This is a genomic window from Sphingomonas alpina (assembly GCF_014490665.1).
GTDB lineage: Bacteria > Pseudomonadota > Alphaproteobacteria > Sphingomonadales > Sphingomonadaceae > Sphingomonas > Sphingomonas alpina.
Genome location: NZ_CP061038.1, coordinates 39,313 through 56,967, shown reverse-complemented (window position 1 = coordinate 56,967; position 17,655 = coordinate 39,313). Strand labels below are relative to the sequence as shown.

Genomic DNA, 17,655 nt, shown 5'->3' with positions numbered 1-17,655 from the left:
GTTGGCGTGCGCTTTCCTCTCCCAGCCGTCACCCCGGCCTTGTGCCGGGGTCCACTGGGCGGCTTCAACCGCAAGGGCCTCGAAGCGCAGAGCGTGCGGCACCGTGGACGCCGGAACCAGTCCGGGGTGACGGCTTGGGGGCTGGCGACGCGCCAAAGCCGATGCGAGACCCGGCAAACCCCTGAAAGTGATCGGCCCTAGCTCCTAACCCTGCTCACTCGCGCATCGATATCTCGGTGTCGACGAGCGCGAGCTGGACCAGTTCGCGCATCGCGGCTTCGGCCGCGGTGGCACTGCCTTGCGCGATAGCGTCGTGCAGCGCGCGATGCTCGGGCATGGGGTCACGCGGCAATACGCCGTTGCGCTGCTTGAAGATCGTCGTCCAGGCGATCGCCGCCATGATCGTGCTGGCCAGCGCGATCACGGCTTCGTTGCGTGTCGCCTCGAGCATCACGGTGTGGAAACGCTGATCGGCAAGGCGTCCGACTTCGGTGGTCAGGCCGTGCTGGCCCATGACCTGCAACGCTTCGTCCATGTCGGCGACCTGCGCGTCGGTGCGGCGCTCGGCCGCGATCGCCGCCGCCGCCGGCTCGATCATCATGCGCAATTCGAACAGGTCGCGCAGAAACTGCAGGGTCGGCTCCGCTTCGAATTGCCAGGCGAGCAGGTCGGGATCGAGCAGGCTCCATTGGCGTCGCATCTTGACCCGCGTGCCCGCCTTGGGGCGACTGTCGACCAGTCCCTTGGCGGCTAGGATGCGAAAGGCTTCGCGCAATGCGGACCGCGAGATGCCGAGCTGTTCGCTGAATTCGATCTCGCCGGGGAAAAGATGCCCCTCGGGCAATTCGCCTTTCAGGATCTGGACGGCCAGCTGCTGCGCCAGTGATCCATGCATGCGTCGTCCGCTACGCCCTCCCGCCGGGAGGAGCCTGAATTTCTGGTCCGAGACATAATCGTTCATCGCTGCCCTCTCTATCCAAGCCTTGTAGTGGAGCGCGTCGGTAAAGCCAGGGCCTGTAGTCTGATCATATATCGTATAATATTCTTGACGCGAACATATTCGACTGGTGTAACGCCGCCGAAAGGGGTGGATGGTGAAACAGCAGAAATTTTCGCATTTTCGAAGCCTGGTCCCACCGATCGGCAAGACCGGCCAAGCGGCGTTGATGATGCGGCACCCTTTTGCGCAATTGACCCTCGCAACCTGTCTGATGCTGTGCGCAGCCCCCGGCGTCGCACAGCCCGCGCCGCTCGCTGCACATGTACAGCCTGCCGCACCGCCGTCGATCGTCGCGCGTTATCAGAAAGCTGACGATTATCTCGGCGCCAATCTCAACACGCTGATCGGCAATCGCGACCTTCAGGCGCGCTTCGTCGCCGACAGCAAGGGCGTGATCTATCGCGGCGGTTCGGCGGCGGCGCGCCAGATCGACTATCTCGACCTCGTCACAGGCGCGTCCCGCACGATCGTTACCGAGACCGTGCTGGCGGATCTGCTCGGCAAGGCGGCAGCAAAACCAGTGACCGCTGCGACGCTCAACATCGAAAAGCCCGAATTCGACCCGGGCAGCGGCGTGCTGAAATTCGGCGCATTCGACAAGCGCTGGGCACTCGATGCCAACGGAGCGCTGAGCGAAGCGGCGACCGGCGACTCCGATGGCGAGACCGGCCTGTCGCCCGATGGCCGTTTCCGCATCGTCGCGCGCAATTTCAACCTGTTCGCGGTCGACGTCAAAAGCGGCCGCGAAACCGCGCTGACCAGGGACGGCACGCGCGAGCAGCCCTATGGCCGCAGCATCCCGCAATTGCCCGACATCCTGAAACAAGGGACGGAGGATCCGGTCATGCCGGTGTCGGTGCGCTGGTCGCCGGACAGCCGGCAAATCATGACCTGGCGGCTCGACACACGCGGCGTCGCGAAACTGTCGATGACGCAGGAAAACCCGCCGGGCAGTTTCTACCCGCGCAGCTTCAGCTATATCTATCCGCTCGCCGGCGCGGAAAAGCTGCCCATGGCCGATCGACTGATCATCGATGTCGAGCGGGCGCTGAAGAAACGTAAGGCGAAGATCGTGCCCATCGCCGTACCGTCCGAAGCGCTGCTTTACCCGGCCGAACCCGATATGGGCTGGTCGGGCGACAAGGGCCGGCTGATGTGGACCGAGCGCGGTTACGGACAGCAGGTCGTCTACACCATCGACCCAAAAACCGGCGCGGCCACGGTCACCGCGCGCGAAGCGGCAAAACCGATCGTCACCGTCACCTCCAGCTTCATCCAGCCCGCGCCCGAACTGGGCGGCGAGCTTGCCGTGTCGGAGCGGTCCGGCTGGGCGCAGCTTTATCTGGTCACGCCCGATGCGCCCGATGGCGGCGCTCCGCTCACACGTGGCGATTGGGAAGTACTGTCGATCGAGCATGTCGATGCACAGCGCCGCTCGATCCTGCTCACCGGTGTCGGACGCGAGCGTGATCGCAATCCCTATTGGCGTGCGCTGTACCGCGTGACGATGGATGGCAGCGCGCCAGTCCTGCTGACCCCGGAACCGCTCGAGCATGAGATCAGCGTGTCGCCCGACGGCCGCTTCGCGATCGACGCGATGTCGAGCCCGACCATACCGACCCGTACGGTGGTGCGCGACACCAATGACGGACGCATCATCCGCGAACTGGGCCGTGCCGATCCGACCGCGCTGATCGCCAGCGGCTATACCGCGCCCGAATTGTTCAAGGGCGTGGCGGCGGATGGCACGACACCGATCTATGGCATGATCTATCGCCCCGCCCGGTTCGATCCTGCGCGACGCTATCCGGTGATCGACAGCGTTTATACCGGCCCGACCACCACTCAGGTGCCGACCAGCTGGGACGAAACCGTGTCGGCCAACGCCAACAGCGTCGCGCAATTGGGCGCGATCGTCGTGATGATCGACGGGCGCGGCACGTCGCGGCGCGGCCAGGCTTTCCGTCTGCCCGCCTATCAGAATCTCGGCGAGGTCGGGATCGACGACCATATCACGATGATCCGCCAGATGGCGGCACGCTATCCCTATATCGATACAACCCGCGTCGGCGTCTATGGCGGATCGGCGGGCGGTTATGACGCCGCGCGCTTCATCCTGCGCCGCCCCACCTTCTTCAAGGTCGCGGTATCCTCGTCGGGCAATCACGATTTGCGGCTCGACAAGGCATGGTGGCCGGAAGTGTCGATGGGTATTGCCGATGTCGCGACATGGGAGCGCAACTCCAACATGTCGGTCGCCGCCAATCTGCAAGGCAAGTTGCTGCTGATCCATGGCGATATCGACGATAATGTGCCCGTGACCGAAAGCTTCCGGCTCGCCAATGCGCTGATCCAGGCGAAACGCGATGTCGACCTGGTGATCCTGCCCAACACCACGCACCGCGTCGCCCAGCCATTCTTCTGGCGCAAGCTGCGCGACTATTTCACCCGCAACCTGCTCGATGAGGCGCCGCCGGCGCTGCTGCCGCTGACGCCCGTTCCGGCCGATGCCAGCACTTCGACCCCCAGCAGCTCGATCCAGTGAGATGATCATGTCCAACTCCAGACTTCTCTCCGCCGCCGCGCTGGTCCTGGCGAGCGTCACTGCCACCGGGCTGGTCACCTCCGCGATCGCCGCGCAGGAACAGGCGAAACCGAAACCGGTTTACAAGCCGATCGCGACTCAGCCCTTCTCGGTCGGCGCCTTTCGCATCGCGCTGCGCAGCGACACGGGTACGCTGGCACGGCTGTCGCCGGCGGCCGAGGCCGGCTTCGATTATGTCCCCGGCGGCCGAGAGGCGGAGCGCCAAGGCGATGGTTATGTCCATCTCGGCGATCTGCATCTGCGACTGCGCTCGGCCGGCGGCGAGTGGCAGGACTATGCCTCGCAGCGCGCGCGCAAGCCGATCCGCACGCTACCGGCCACCGCCGGGACGATCGCCGCCGCCGACATCACCGCCTCGATGGGCGGGGTGCCGATCACGGTCGAACGCCGCTGGGTCAATGTCGGCGGCGTACTGGCGCTGCGTTTCACGCTGGTCAACCGATCGGCCAGCGCGATCGAGGTCGGCGGGCTTGGCATGCCGATGGTGTTCGACAACATCATCACCGAGCGCAGCCTGGAACAGGCGCACACTCAGGCGAGCTTCGTCGATCCCTATATCGGCCGCGACGCGGGATATCTTCAGGTCACCCGCTTGAACGGCAAGGGCCCCGCGCTGCTCGTCGTGCCCGAACGCGGCACCCCGCTCGAGGCCTATCGTCCGATCCTGCAGGACCGTCATGCGCCCAAAGGCGACATCTTCACCGACAAGAGCGATCGCGGCCAGACCTCGGAAGGATTTTACGACTGGACCGTGGCGAGCAAGGGTTTCGCCGAGAAGGAGTGGAAGGACGCCAATGAACAGTGGAACGCGCCGACCAGCTTCACTCTGGCGCCCGGCGCGAGCCGCACCGTCGGCGTGCGTTTCGTCCAGTCGCCGTCGATCCGCGCGATCGAAACCACGCTGACCGCCAACAAGCGCCCGGTCGCGGTCGGCATTCCCGGCTATGTCGTGCCGACCGATCAGGAAGCGAGCCTGTTCCTCAATAGCGCGCAAGCGGTGAGCAAGGTGGAGAGCTGGCCGGCGGGTGCGCTGACCGCGACCGCCGCGGGTTCGGTCAAGGGCTGGCGCCGCTATACGATCCGCGGTCGCGATTTCGGCCGTGCACGCCTGTCGATCACCTACGCCGATGGCAGCGTGCAGACGGTGAGTTATTTCGTCACCAAGCCGCTCGACCAGACGATGGCCGATATCGGCCGCTTCTCGACCACCAAACAATGGTTCGACGACAAGAACGACCCGTTCAAGCGCGCGCCCGCGATCCTCACCTATGACCGCGACGCCGGCAAGATCGTCACGCAGGAACCCCGTGTGTGGATCGCGGGTATGAGCGACGAAGGCGGCGGCGGCGCGTGGGTCGCGGCGATGATGAAGCAGCTCGACAATCCCGACGCGGGCGAAGTCGCCAAGCTCGAACGGCTGGTCAACGAAACCGTCGTGGGCAAGCTGCAGGTCGCCGACGGCCCGCACGCGGGCGCAGTGCGGAAGAGCATCTTCTATTACGACCCGGCCGAATTCCCCGATTATTACGACAAGTCGGTCAATTGGAAGAGCTGGACATCCTGGTCGAAGAAAGACGCCGGCGATCTCGGCCGCGCCTATAATTATCCGCATGTCGCGATCGGCCATTGGGTGCTGTACCGGCTGGCGCGCAACCATCCCGGCCTGGTCAAGACCCAGACCTGGCGCTGGTATCTCGACCATGCGTACAAGACGACCGTCGCGATGATGCGCGACGCGCCTTATTATGCCGAGTTCGGGCTGATGGAGGGCGACGTGTTCGTCGACATCCTGAAGGATTTGAAACGCGAAGGCCTGACGGCCGAGGCGGCCGAGATGGAACGGCTGATGAAGGGCCGCGCCGATCATTGGAAGACGCTGCAATATCCCTTCGGCAGCGAGATGCCGTGGGATTCGACCGGCCAGGCCGAAGTCTATGCCTGGATGCGCTATTTCGGATATCAGCCCCAAGCCGATGTCACGCGCGAAGTGATCCTCGCTTATGATCCGACCATCCCGCACTGGGGCTATAACGGCAATGCGCGGCGCTATTGGGACTTCCTCTATGGCGGCAAGTTCCCGCGCATCGAGCGGCAGATCCATCACTACGGATCGACGCTGAACGCGGTGCCGCTGTTCGATGCCTATCGCCAGAACCCGGCCGATTTCCACCTGCTGCGCGTCGCTTATGGCGGCATGATGGGCGGCATCACCAATATCGATCAGACCGGCTTCTCGTCCGCCGCGTTCCATTCCGCGCCCGACATGCTGAAATGGGATCCCTATACCGGCGATTACGGCATGGGTTTCTATGGCCATGCGCTGACCGCGGCGACCTATCTGGTCAAGGATCCGACGTTCGGCTGGCTCGGCTTCGGCGGCAATGTCTCGCAAAACGCCGGTACGATCTCCATCGCGCCAAAGGATGGCGCGCGCACGCGCCTGTTCGTCGCGCCGGCAGGCGTGTGGCTGACGCTCGAATCCGGCAAGATCGCTGCGGCGTCCTATGATGTGAAGACCGGGGCGATCACACTGACGCTCGATCCCGCCGACGCTGCGACACCGGCCGCGCGCCTGTTCGTCGAAACGACCGTCGCCGGCGCGCGCCGCTACGCAACCGATCAGGGTGTCGAGGAACGCGGTGGCCGGACCATCCCGCTTTCTGCGCAACCGACCAGAGTGACGCTCAAGGCGAACTGATTTTTCGCATCTCCCCGGATATTGAAGGCACGTGGCATGAACAGGACGATGCGACTGATCCCCGCGCTTGCGGTGGTTCTCACGGCGTGTGGCGGCAGCAGCGGTGGCGGAGTCACCACCACGCCGGCGCCAGCGCCGACACCCACGGCCACACCGGCACCAACGCCGACGCCTTCGGCCGGGGCGTGCGTCCCCGGTGCCTATACGGCGGTGGCGACGTCCGATGCACAACCACCGATCCGCTACGAGACGGAGCATTTCGCGTTCCGCTGGAACAACAACGACGTCGCCCAGCCGATGGCCGATGCGGCGGGGGTGCAGCTGGAATATACCTGGAAATATTTCATCGACACGATCGGCTTCCGCGCGCCGTTCTGCGGCTCGGCGACCAAGCACAAGGTCAATATCGCGATCGTGCCAAGCTATGGCCTGACCGGCGGTGCCGATGGCAACGGCAATCCCGGCATGTGGATCGGCCCGGGCGCGCTGGCCGACCATTTCGGACTGGCGCACGAATTCACTCATGCGCTGCAGACGATGACCGGCGGGCTGCAGGATTCGCCCTATACCGGCTGGCTGTTCGAGAGCCATGCCAACTGGATGACCACGCAGCTGCCGGAATTCCGCAGCAACACGCATTGCTCGATCTTCCTCAAGCAATATCCGCATCTCTATTACGGGTCGACGCGCACGCGTTACTGCAACTGGCAGTTCCTCGAATATATCAAGGACCGCTACGGCTACGCCGCGATCAACGATATCTGGAACAAGGCGCCCAAGGCGGGCGATGCGGCACAAAAAACCGCCGATCCCCTGTCGGTGCTGATGGCCAATCAGGGCTGGACGATCGAGCAACTGAACGACCGGTTCGGCGAATGGGCGATGCGCAATGCCAACTGGGATTACATCAATCCCGACGGCAGCGATCAGGGTGTGGTGTACCGCGCCAATTACGGCAGCTATGATCAGACGACCGACAGCAGCATCCTGGCGGCGACGGTGCTCGATCCGATCGATCTCGCCAACCGGCGCTTCGCGGTGCCCTCGGCCTGGGCGCCGCAGCGCTGGGGTTATAACATCGTCAAGCTCTATCCCGATTCAGGCGCGTCGACCGTCACGGTCGATTTCCGCGGCGTGGTCCAGGCCGCATCGGCTACCGCCACCCTGCCCGGCCTGGCCGATGAGCCGAACCCGATCCCCGCACCCGATTCCGGCTGGCGCTACGGCCTAGTCGCAGTCGGTGCGGACGGCAAGGCGCGCTATAGCGCGATGCAGCGCGGCAGCGACGGGCAGGCGAGCATCGCGGTCCAGTCCGGCGATACCGGCTTGTTCCTGGTCGTCATCGCGACCCCCACCGCGATGCAGAAAGTGCGCTGGGACCAGCCCTGGTATTCGGTCTATCGCTATCCCTGGATGGTGCAGTTCACCGGCGCGATGCCGCAAAACTATCAGCCCGGCGCGGTGATCCTCGCCGGCGGCCACAAACACGCCAATGGCGGCGGCTGGGTCGCGGCGGGCGCGACCGTCGCGGCGAGCGCCTATGTCGGGCCCTATGCACGCGTCCTGTCGGGCACCGTGTCCGGTAACGCGCGGATCGAGGATCATGCGGTGGTCGCCGATCAGGCACAGGTGCTGGGCAATGCCCGGGTCGGCAACCTGACCGTGCTGCGCAAGAACACCGTGGTGCGCGACGATGCCCGCGCCTTCACGACATTCCTGGGTCTTGGCGAATATGAGAACAACATCACCCTGTCCGGCACCGCAGGCAATATCGGCGATGTGGAACAGCGCGGCGCATCCTTCGCAGGCGGCTTCTATTACGGCTTTGTCGATCAGGCGGCGGCAACCGATCCGAAGCGTGGATCGGCGCTGACCGCGCCTGCGCCGGAAGTGACGGCGACACCGGCCTATACGTGGCGCCCCTGACAGGAAAGAACGGAGCACACCGACATTGCTTGAAATCCGCTTGATCCTCCACGTGCCGGGGAGGATTAAAGGACCGCGACCATCCCACAAGCATCGAAGCGCGAACCGCGATTTTCGAAGGTTCAGCACCTCTTCGCTTCAGTCGTCGGGCATCTCGACGATGACCTTCAGCGACCCACTGTTGCCGGCGAAGCTTACATCGTTGAAGCCGAGCGAAAGCGCCTTGGCGCCCTCGGGGATCGGCACGCGAACGCCTTCGCCGACGATAAAAGGCCGCCCGACCAGCACGCCCTTGTCGTCGACGAACACCGCAACGAGCGCATGGAGATTGGCGGGATAGAGGATCTTGGGCGTGTACAGGCTGGGATAGACTTTGCCGCCCGGCCCCTTGGTATCGTCGACCGCCTTGCTCTCCACGCCCTTCGCATCGACCGCACCGTTACCGGCGGAAATGGTCGTGCCCTCGGCATAGATCGACACCTTACCCGACACGTCGGGAATGCCCGGCACGACCAAAGGCGCACCGGCGTCGCGACCGAACGGCATCTTCTTGTTCGCCTTGGGCAGCCAGGGTCCGGATTTCGCATCGACCTGCACGACCACCTGCCGGCCCCAGGCAGCAGCCGGCGCGATCAGGCCGGCAAGGGCAAGCGTGGCGAGAATGCTATTTGGGATCTTCAACGGACACACTCCCTTCGGCATAACTGACCACGACATCCAGCGCGCCGCTATTGTCGGAAAAGATATCGTCGTTGATACCCAGCGCGATCGCCGCCGCGCCTTCGGGAATCTCGACCTCTGCGCTCTCGCCGATCGCAAACGGCGTACCGATGATGCCACCATCGGCGTTGATGAAGCTGCCGACCAGTTGATTGAGCCGCAACGGGTATTGCGTTGCCGGAATGTAGCGGCTGGGAAAGAAGCTGCCCGACCCGCCGGTATTGGCATCGGTCACATAAGCGGCCTGACCCGACGGGCCGAACTTCTCGCCCCCGATGATCGTGTCGGTGCTTCCCGTCGCCCTGAAGCGCACCTTGGTGCCGGACAGCAGATTCATGCCCATGACGATCGCTGGCCCTTTGCCGTCACCCCGCCCGAACGGCATCTTGGGATTGACCCCAACACGCCACGGCATCGCGCGCGCATCGACCTTTACGGTCAGGTCCTTCGCGGCGGCGGGCGCGGTGACGAAGGCGGCCGCGACGACAAGCGCCCATACCGGAATCTTCATATGCGTCTCCTCATCAAGGCCTTGTCGTTGCCCGCCCCCAAAAAAGGGGCCGCGGCGTGAGCCGCGACCCTGGAGGTTGGTGTCGCATAAGGGGGAGATCGGAATGCATATGCGACCGTGAAACACTAAAAGCGGAAACGGGCGCTGGCCTGGAGCGTGCGTGCCTGGAAACGAACCCCAAGCGGCAGCAGATTCTGCTGTCCGAAATATCGCCTGTTATCGTCACCGAGCAGGTTGGTGCCCTCCAGCGACAACGTCATGAACTTGACCGGCGTGAAGTTGACCGCCGCATCCAGCCGTGAGGTATTACCGTTGTAAGGCGAATATTCCGGGTTATCGACGAAGATACCGAGGCGATAGCTCGACCGGTAATTGTATGCGATGCGCGTGCTGAAGGTCGGCGTATCATAATAAAGTGCTGCGTTTACCGTGTACTTCGAGGTGCCTGGGAAGTCGAACGCGCCGGGAAAATCTTCCGGATACGGATATTCGACGCGCGCTTTCGCCAGATAGGTGAAGTTGGCGCTGGCGCCGAAGTTGCGCCAGAAACCCGGAAGGAAATCGAAGAAACTCTGAGCGCTCGCCTCGATCCCCTTGAACGTACCTTTACCGGCATTGCGCTGCTGTTCGACGAAACCGGACTGCCCGGGCAAGCCGAAGCGCGAGAGATCCGCCTCTTCTTCACGGCTGTAATAGAGATAGCCGCTTGCAGTCTTTATATAGCCGGCCAGCGTGATCGATCCCGCGCGTCCGAAATAATATTCCAGCGACGCATCCCAATTGGTGCCGCGTTGCGCTTTGAGATCAGGGTTGCCGGCAAACACGATCGGCGGGGTGGCGCGTGTTTCCACAAAGGCGAACGGGCGCAGATCATAAAAGCCTGGACGCTGCACGTTCTGCGTGTAGGCGAGACGCAACTGCACCTTCGGCGTGAAATGCACGATCGCGTTGATGCTCGGCAGGATGTCGGTGTAATTCCCGCGACCGGTCGCTGCCTGCACGATGTCCTGGAAGCCGTTGCTGGCGTCCCCGGGACGATAGTCGAAACTGTTCACCGATCCGTAGGTGTTGGTGTAGCGAACGCCAGCCACGCCGTCGATCGGGAAGCCTAGCTTGAACGCATAGTTGATCTGGGCATAAGCGGCGAACGTGTTCTCGTTGGTCTTGAAGGTCTGCCCACGATCCTGCGAGGGGAATTCACTCGCAAAGCGCGCGGCGTTACCGGGATCGGTCTGCTGAATATAGGTGCGGATAGCCTCGATATTGTCGAGCAGTACGGCCCCGGGGATCTGGAACCATTGCGGGCTGGTCACGCCATCGATCTGCGGGGAAACCAATGATGCCTGGCCGCCGCCAGGGAAAGCCGACAGTGGTGCCAATGCACCGGCCACGCGTGGAAGGCCATCGCGATAGCCATAGGAGCGATCGCTGTTGCGGGTCGAGTAGCGGAAACCGGTTTGCAGCGAGCGCAACAGGCTCGCGTCGCTCAGCTGCAGTGTCAGATCGACCTGACCGGCAAATTCCTTGTTGGTCGATTGGCCTTTGTTGTCCTGGAAACGATCGACGCCATAATTGGCGATATTGGACAGGTCCGTATTGCCGAAGCTGATCGAGGGCGCTCCACCGGGAACTTGGTCCGAATTGAAGTTGACCGTCGCCGATGTCTGGTTGCGGAAACGCAATATCTGTTCGACGAAATAATAACCGTCGTTGCTCCAGTTATATTGCGCACTGGCGTTGATCTGGGCGCGGTCGCCGCGCCAGTGTGCCTCGAAATTGGTGGTGTAGAGGTTCGAGCGGAACGTGTTGTAGATCGAATCCACACCGGCCGGCACACCATTCGGATTGTTGATCGTCACCTGTTGTGCGGTGCGGCCGTCTTGACCGACGACGATATTGCTCAGCGTGGAACCATATTCGCGTGCCTGAATGAACAGGCGGTCGATCTGCCGCTGCTCGCGTGCGCCGATGTAACCGCCCTCCAGGACGAAATCGAGCCGGTCGTTGGCACGCCACTGGACCACCGCGTTCAGCGACGGCCGCTTCACATTGCCACGTTCCAGGCCGTAAAAAGCCCGATAGGGGATGATCGTGCCCCGCAAGGCAACGGGAACGGATGCCAAGGGCGAGTTGGGGTCGATAACACCGGTATTCGAATCGCGGCAGCACGCGACATCGGGCGATTCGCTCTCGATATAATTCTCGAAATAGTTGGTGCGTGTGTACGACCCGTTGAACAGCACGCCGATCTCGCCGATGCCGGTGTCCCAGCGTCCGCCAACCAGCAAGCTGGCATAAGGGCTGACCTTTTCCGAGATATCGTCATACACGCCGCGCACACTACCCGCGACGGTCAGGCCCTTTTTAAGGTCGAGCGGACGACGCAGTTCGACGTTGACGGTGCCGGAGATGCTGCCTTCGACCTGATCGGCGGTCCTGGTCTTGTAGACATCAACCGACTTCAGCAGTTCGGCCGGAATATCGGCAAGGTTGATCGAGCGCGCTTCGCCCAGGCTGGTGCTGTTACCATTGATCGTCGTCTGTACGCCACCCTGTCCGCGGATCGTGACGTTCTGGCCCTGGCCGCGTTCGCGGTCGATCTGCACACCCGTCACGCGTGACAGCGCCTCGGGCACATTGTTGTCGGGCAGTTTGCCGACGTCTTCGGACACGATTGAATCGACGATCTGCTTGGCGTTCTTCTTCTTGTCAGCTGCTTTGGAGAGGCTCTGGCGGATGCCATAGACGATGATGTCGGTATCATCGGCCGCCTGGTCCGTGGCGATACTCGTGTCCTGAACAGCAGGAGCGAGGGCGTTCGGGACTGGGTCCGCGCCGGGCGATTCGGCCGATGCGGCGGTCGCGCCAAGCGCGATCATCAGCGCACCCATGCCGCTCGTGATCTTCAGGAACGTCTTGATCTTCATGTTTTTCCACCCCTCAGGCCGTTGACGCCGTAGTGGGCACCTCGTATCCCCTCTGTGCCCTACAATATACCGTATACTAATAAAGCCAATACGATGCAAGCGGGGTAGGATTCATGCGTCAAAACGTCAGCGGATTGTCACATACCGGCACTTCAGCCCACGCCAGCATTCCAGCCTCGTGGCCATCGCCCCGTTCAACCCTCGACGTTCCGCCATCATCATCCGTGAAGGGATCAGGTCATGACTATCGCCAAATCCGCCACTCTCCTTCTCGTTGCGCTTGCGATCGGTGGCGCCTCAACGAGTTCGGTTGCGGGCAGGAAAGGCACATGGCTGTCACAGGAGCTCGCCGGGCGGATACCCGGTACACCGACTGACTGTATCGATCTGTCGCGCGTCGATGGCCCAATGATCGTCGATATGCACACCATTCTCTACCGCCAGTCGGGCAAAAGAATCTGGCGGATGGATGTCGGCAACACGTGCCCCGCGTTGCGGGAGGACATGGTGCTGGTGATCAGGCCATCCGATTCACGGTTATGCCGCAACGATACCTTCCAGGCCTTGGACCGCGATTCCAGAGTTCCCAGCATTTCGTGCCGCATCGGTCAGTTCGTACCGTACGACAGGCCTTAATTCGCGGCCTTCAAGGCGTGGACAGAGCCGTCGAGATTATTATCACGACACCGCATGATCTGTTGATAACTGTATATTTTATATATTCGTCTGATTGCTGATCCGGCCCGGGCCTCGTTTGTCGCAACAGGGCCACAACGGTCGCAATAACTCGCCGAAATCACTTCAAAATCCAAGCGGAGGCTCGGACACCGCGTCCAAAACTCGAAAGTAGAGCAATTTCAATATGTTTTGGCGGAGACGGAGGGATTCGAACCCTCGGTACCAGTAAACCCGGTACGGCGGTTTAGCAAACCGCTGGTTTCAGCCACTCACCCACGTCTCCAGACCTGGCGGCAAGCGGCGGCTATAGCGAGGGGTCGCGCGTCGATCAACAGCGCTATCGGTAGATTAAGCGAAAGAGTCTGCGCCGCCATTGGGCGCGAAATCGACTCGGGTCGTCGCTGCGTTCATTGCGGGTCAATCCCAGAGCGCGCTAGGCTTTGTGATTGGGCGCGTCGGGGGAGTAACCATGCGCAAGTTTATATCGACGATCCTCGCTGCGACCTTGGTACTCGGCACCGGCCCCGCGGGGTTTGCACAAGTACGCACGATCGACCCCAATCAGGCGATCGATTCAGACCTGTCCAGATCCGCGCCTGCACAGAAAACCCAGGATGCGCCGGTTCCGCTCGACGAAACGCAATCCTATCCCGATGGACCGCCGGGCGATCTGAGCCAGCCCAGCCAGTATCCGGCCAATTCCCAATACCAATCGGGTCAGTACCCGTCGAACCAGTCTCCATCGAACGTGCCCCAGTCGGATGTGCCTCAGACCGATCCGGCGCAGGATACCAACCGGGCCAATGCCGAAACCGAGGCCGCGACGGCGACCACCTTCAAACGTGAGGAATTGCTCCGCGCCGCCGAAAGCACCTTCGGCAAGGGCACGTCGGGCCTTGCCGGAATGCTCGAGAAGCTGTTGAAGGAACAAGGCGAGCCTAACGCCTATATCGCCGGCAGCGAAGCGTCGGGTGCGATCGTTGTCGGCCTGCGCTACGGCAAGGGCGAGCTGTTCCATAAGATCGAAGGACAGCAGAAGATCTATTGGACCGGACCATCGGTCGGCTTCGACCTTGGTGGCGACGGCAACAAGGTCTTTGCACTCGTCTACAACCTTCATGACTCGGAAGACCTGTACAAGCGCTTTCCGGCCGGCGAGGGGCGACTTTATTTCGTTGGGGGTCTTGCCGCAACCTATCTGCGCCGCGGTGATATCGTCATCATTCCGATCCGCTTGGGCATCGGATGGCGCCAGGGCGTCAATATCGGCTATATGAAGTTCAGCCATAAATCGAAGTGGTTTCCGCTGTAACCGCGGGCTTCTCCACCACATTGTCACCGGGTGCCGAGCGCACCCGGACCCTGCTCCGCTGGCTCCTCGCGGCTGCTTACCTGATCGCCGGCATCGCGCATTTGCGCTCGCCCGAAACTTTCCTGGCGATCACCCCTGAATGGGTGCCGTTTCCGCGCCAGACGGTCATGATCACTGGCCTGTGCGAAATCGCTGGAGCACTAGCTTTGCTCACCACGCGGTTGCGCTGGATCGCCGGTGCGATGTTCGCCGCCTATGCAGTCTGCGTTTACCCCGCCAACATCAAGCATGCGGTCGATGGCATCGCCATTGGCGGCAAGACACTTGGATTATGGTACCATATCCCGCGCCTGGCGTTTCAACCGGTGATCATCTGGTGGGCATTGTTTGCCGGCCGAGTGATAAATTGGCCGTTCCGACGGCGGGAGTATCCGAACTGATGACCGATTCGATTGACGACACCATCATCGACACGCCCGATGGCCCGATGACATGGGCGCAGTGGAAGAAAAAGAACCCGGTGCAGATCCCGTCGCGCCGCACCAAGGGCAAGGACCTGCCGGTCAAGGTGAAGCGGTTCACCGAGAAGAAATGATCGGGAAGCTGTTCGATCGAGAGTCGCGCACCCATGCTGATGTGCAGGCCCGATCCCTCGTTCAGCCGAACTCGACCGCCTCGAACCGGATCGGCTCGCCGATGGCAGCCTCAGCCAGCGCCCCATCCCACATGACGCGCCGCCCGCGCACAATCGTGCCGATTGGCCTGCCAGTCAGTTCCATGCCGGTAAAGGGCGACCAGCCGCAGCGTGATGCAAGCCATTCGTCAGTGATCACCCAGCGCGCCTTCAAATCGACGATCGAGAAATCCGCATCATAGCCAGCGGCGATCCGGCCCTTGCCAATGATATTGAACACGCGCTGCGGGCCCGCGCTGGTCAGGTCGATCACGCGCTGCAGGGTGGTGCGGCCATGCGCGACATGATCGAGCATCAGCGGCAGCATGGTCTGCACCCCGGGCATACCGCTCGGGCTGTCGGGATAGGTCTTGGCCTTTTCCTCGCGCGTGTGCGGGGCATGGTCGGAGCCGAGAATGTCGGGCACACCCTGGTTGAGCCAATGCCATAGTCCGTCGCGATGCACACCGGAACGGATCGGCGGGTTCATCTGTGCCCAGGTGCCAAGCCGGGGATACGCTTCCTCGCCCGCCAGGGTCAGATGCTGCGGCGTCACCTCGCAGCTGGCGATATCCTTGTTCTGGCCGAGCAGTTCCAGCTCCGCTGGCGTGGTCACGTGCAGCACATGAATCCGCCGCCGCGCAGCGCGCGCAAGGCTGAGGATGCGCCGTGTGGCGAGCAAGGCGCTCTCGTCATCGCGCCACACCGGGTGCGACGACGCATCGCCCGTCACCCGCTCGCCCGCACGCGCATTCATCCGCGCTTCGTCCTCGGCATGAATTGCGACGCGCCGATGCCCGGAGGCCAGCACTTCGGCGAGCGATGAATCCTCCGCCACCAGCAAGTCGCCGGTTGATGCGCCCATGAAGATCTTGACGCCCGCCGTGCCCGGCATGCGCTCCAGCTCGGCAAGGCTCGCCGCATTGTGATTGGTCGCGCCGACATAAAAGGCGTGATCGCACCACATGCGATGATGCGCGCGAGTGAGCTTGTCCTCGATCGCCTCGGCGCTGTCGGTATTGGGTTTGGTATTGGGCATCTCGAACACCGCGGTCACCCCGCCCAGCACCGCCGCGCGGCTGCCGCTTTCCAGATCTTCCTTGTGGACCAGCCCAGGCTCACGGAAATGGACCTGAGTGTCGATCACGCCCGGCAGGATATCGAGCCCGGTACAGTCGATCGTCTCGCCTGCGTCACCGGTCGGGCGGTTCGGTGCGCCGATCTCAACGATCTTGCCGTTGCGCACGCCAATGCTCGCCTGCACCGGCCCGGCGGGCAGGTGAACGGTGCCGTTGGTCAGAATCAGATCGAACTTGGCCATTGCCGCCTCTTTCGCTGGGGTCACCGCACCCCTACCTGTTCGTCATGAGCGAAACCACCCCGACAATGCTGGATGACCGCGCGCTGATCCGCGTTGCCGGCGAAGATGTGCGCGGCTTCCTGCAAGGCCTGGTCACTGCCGATACGATGGGGCCGCTGCCGGCCTGGTCGGGGCTGCTCACCGCGCAGGGCAAGGCCTTGTTCGACTTCCTGCTCTGGGCCGATGGCGGCGACCTGTTGATCGACTGCGAAGCGGATCAGGCCGATGCACTTGCCCGACGGCTGTCGATGTATCGCCTGCGCCGCATGATTACGATTGCGCGGGATGATAGTCTCGCAGTGCATTGGTCACGCGAGACTGATCGGGGTGTACCGGACCCACGCCTCGTCGAGCTCGGGCATCGCTGGATCGGTCCACCCACTGCCTCGGCCGGTGGCTGGCGCGCACATCGCCTGTCACTCGGCGTGACCGAGGGACAGGCCGAGTTGGGTAGCGACAAGACGCTGTGGCTGGAATGCAATGCACGCGAACTGAACGGCGTCAGCTTCTCCAAGGGCTGTTATGTCGGCCAGGAGAATACCGCGCGCATGCACCACCGGTCCAAAGTCAATCGCCGCCTCGTCGTCGCACCGCTCGATGAGGCCGGTGAGCGGACGCGGGCGTGCTACCCCGAACTCGGCATGATGGTCGAGCATCGCCGGGTCGAGGCGCTCGGCGACGCGATCATCCCCGACTGGCTCGCAGCCGCGCTATAGACCGAACGTCACCAGACCGCGTGCGTCGATCGACCAGGCGGGGTTCCATGCAATCTCCCAGCCATGGTCATCGGGGTCGGCGACATAGCCGCGGAATCCGCCATGCTCAGGCGCATCTCCCGATCGCAGGATCATTCCGCCAGCCCCGCCCAACCGTTCGATCAGCGGCTGGACATCCTCTTGTCTGGGCACATTATGCGCAATGGCGAACGCGCCGGGCCGACACAATCCGGCCCGCTGCATATCGGACTCAAGCGCCGGCTGGAGCCATGTACCAAGCATCAAGCCATTCATCTGATAGAAGATGATTTCGTTATTTTCGAACACCGGCGTCCAGCCGAAACCCTGGACGTAGAAGCGGCGCGAGCGCGCAAGATCGGCAATGCCGAGGGTTATCACGGAAATCTGTTGTTGCATGGTCCACACCCTTATCTGCGCCGCCGCATGATGCGCCAGCGTTCAGGGTCGCGGGACTCGATACAAAAGCATCGGCCAGAACACCGCCCCGGACATCTCCGGAGGTGCGATC

The 17,655-nt window shown here is 62.7% G+C and carries 14 protein-coding genes and 1 tRNA gene; 8 read left to right on the top strand and 7 right to left on the bottom strand.

Features of this window, described 5'->3' with window-relative positions; translation table 11 throughout:
• Positions 1–214 precede the first annotated feature (214 nt).
• The gene (locus H3Z74_RS00275; protein ID WP_187762047.1) at positions 215–961 is read right to left on the bottom strand and encodes a FadR/GntR family transcriptional regulator; all 747 of its coding nucleotides are present in this window, start codon (positions 959–961) and stop codon (positions 215–217) included.
• 133 nt (positions 962–1,094) lie between these two features.
• Here H3Z74_RS00275 and H3Z74_RS00270 point away from each other — a divergent pair, with 133 nt between their 5' ends.
• From H3Z74_RS00270 to H3Z74_RS00260, 3 genes are read left to right on the top strand one after another with little or no spacing between them, the layout of a single operon-like run.
• Positions 1,095–3,545: a S9 family peptidase gene (locus tag H3Z74_RS00270; protein WP_187762046.1), complete on the top strand. Its 2,451-nt coding sequence runs from the start codon at positions 1,095–1,097 to the stop codon at positions 3,543–3,545.
• A 7-nt stretch (positions 3,546–3,552) separates the two neighbouring features.
• The gene (locus H3Z74_RS00265; RefSeq protein WP_187762045.1) at positions 3,553–6,303 is read left to right on the top strand and encodes a DUF5695 domain-containing protein; all 2,751 of its coding nucleotides are present in this window, start codon (positions 3,553–3,555) and stop codon (positions 6,301–6,303) included.
• A 36-nt stretch (positions 6,304–6,339) separates the two neighbouring features.
• Positions 6,340–8,229, top strand: coding sequence for an Svx/AvrXca family virulence/avirulence protein (locus tag H3Z74_RS00260; RefSeq protein ID WP_187762044.1), 1,890 nt, complete (start codon positions 6,340–6,342; stop codon positions 8,227–8,229).
• A 138-nt stretch (positions 8,230–8,367) separates the two neighbouring features.
• On the opposite strand, the gene H3Z74_RS00255 is transcribed toward H3Z74_RS00260, so the two are convergent.
• The 3 genes from H3Z74_RS00255 to H3Z74_RS00245 all read right to left on the bottom strand — a co-directional run bounded on the left by H3Z74_RS00255 (position 8,368) and on the right by H3Z74_RS00245 (position 12,387).
• Entirely contained in the window at positions 8,368–8,910 is a 543-nt protein-coding gene (locus tag H3Z74_RS00255) for a hypothetical protein (RefSeq protein WP_187762043.1), read from the bottom strand.
• Positions 8,894–9,460, bottom strand: a complete 567-nt coding sequence (locus H3Z74_RS00250) for a hypothetical protein (RefSeq protein WP_187762042.1) — start codon at positions 9,458–9,460, stop codon at positions 8,894–8,896. Before H3Z74_RS00250 ends, H3Z74_RS00255 begins: the two co-directional genes overlap by 17 nt.
• A 125-nt stretch (positions 9,461–9,585) precedes the next feature.
• Entirely contained in the window at positions 9,586–12,387 is a 2,802-nt protein-coding gene (locus H3Z74_RS00245; protein ID WP_187762041.1) for a TonB-dependent receptor, read from the bottom strand.
• A 240-nt stretch (positions 12,388–12,627) separates the two neighbouring features.
• On the opposite strand from H3Z74_RS00245, the gene H3Z74_RS00240 reads away from it, so the two are divergent.
• The gene (locus H3Z74_RS00240) at positions 12,628–13,023 is read left to right on the top strand and encodes a hypothetical protein (protein WP_187762040.1); all 396 of its coding nucleotides are present in this window, start codon (positions 12,628–12,630) and stop codon (positions 13,021–13,023) included.
• 232 nt (positions 13,024–13,255) lie between these two features.
• Here H3Z74_RS00240 and H3Z74_RS00235 read toward each other — a convergent pair.
• A tRNA-Ser gene (locus tag H3Z74_RS00235) sits at positions 13,256–13,348 on the bottom strand.
• 186 nt (positions 13,349–13,534) lie between these two features.
• Here H3Z74_RS00235 and H3Z74_RS00230 point away from each other — a divergent pair.
• Genes H3Z74_RS00230 through H3Z74_RS00220 form a run of 3 tightly spaced genes read left to right on the top strand, consistent with a single transcriptional unit; the run spans position 13,535 to position 14,972 of the window.
• Positions 13,535–14,377 (top strand): DUF1134 domain-containing protein, encoded by an 843-nt coding sequence (locus H3Z74_RS00230; RefSeq protein ID WP_187762039.1) that lies wholly within the window; start codon positions 13,535–13,537, stop codon positions 14,375–14,377.
• Entirely contained in the window at positions 14,362–14,817 is a 456-nt protein-coding gene (locus H3Z74_RS00225; RefSeq protein ID WP_229726791.1) for a DoxX family protein, read from the top strand. The genes H3Z74_RS00230 and H3Z74_RS00225 overlap by 16 nt, the downstream gene beginning before the upstream one ends.
• The gene (locus H3Z74_RS00220) at positions 14,817–14,972 is read left to right on the top strand and encodes a hypothetical protein (RefSeq protein WP_187762038.1); all 156 of its coding nucleotides are present in this window, start codon (positions 14,817–14,819) and stop codon (positions 14,970–14,972) included. The genes H3Z74_RS00225 and H3Z74_RS00220 overlap by 1 nt, the downstream gene beginning before the upstream one ends.
• A gap of 61 nt (positions 14,973–15,033) precedes the next feature.
• On the opposite strand, the gene H3Z74_RS00215 is transcribed toward H3Z74_RS00220, so the two are convergent.
• Positions 15,034–16,371: a dihydroorotase gene (locus H3Z74_RS00215; RefSeq protein WP_187762037.1), complete on the bottom strand. Its 1,338-nt coding sequence runs from the start codon at positions 16,369–16,371 to the stop codon at positions 15,034–15,036.
• Positions 16,372–16,415: 44 nt separating this feature from the next.
• Between H3Z74_RS00215 and ygfZ the strand changes: the two genes are divergently transcribed.
• Positions 16,416–17,126, top strand: coding sequence for a CAF17-like 4Fe-4S cluster assembly/insertion protein YgfZ (gene ygfZ / locus H3Z74_RS00210; protein ID WP_187762036.1), 711 nt, complete (start codon positions 16,416–16,418; stop codon positions 17,124–17,126).
• Here ygfZ and H3Z74_RS00205 read toward each other — a convergent pair.
• Positions 17,121–17,543, bottom strand: coding sequence for a VOC family protein (locus H3Z74_RS00205; RefSeq protein WP_187762035.1), 423 nt, complete (start codon positions 17,541–17,543; stop codon positions 17,121–17,123). The genes ygfZ and H3Z74_RS00205 overlap by 6 nt on opposite strands.
• Positions 17,544–17,655 lie beyond the last annotated feature (112 nt).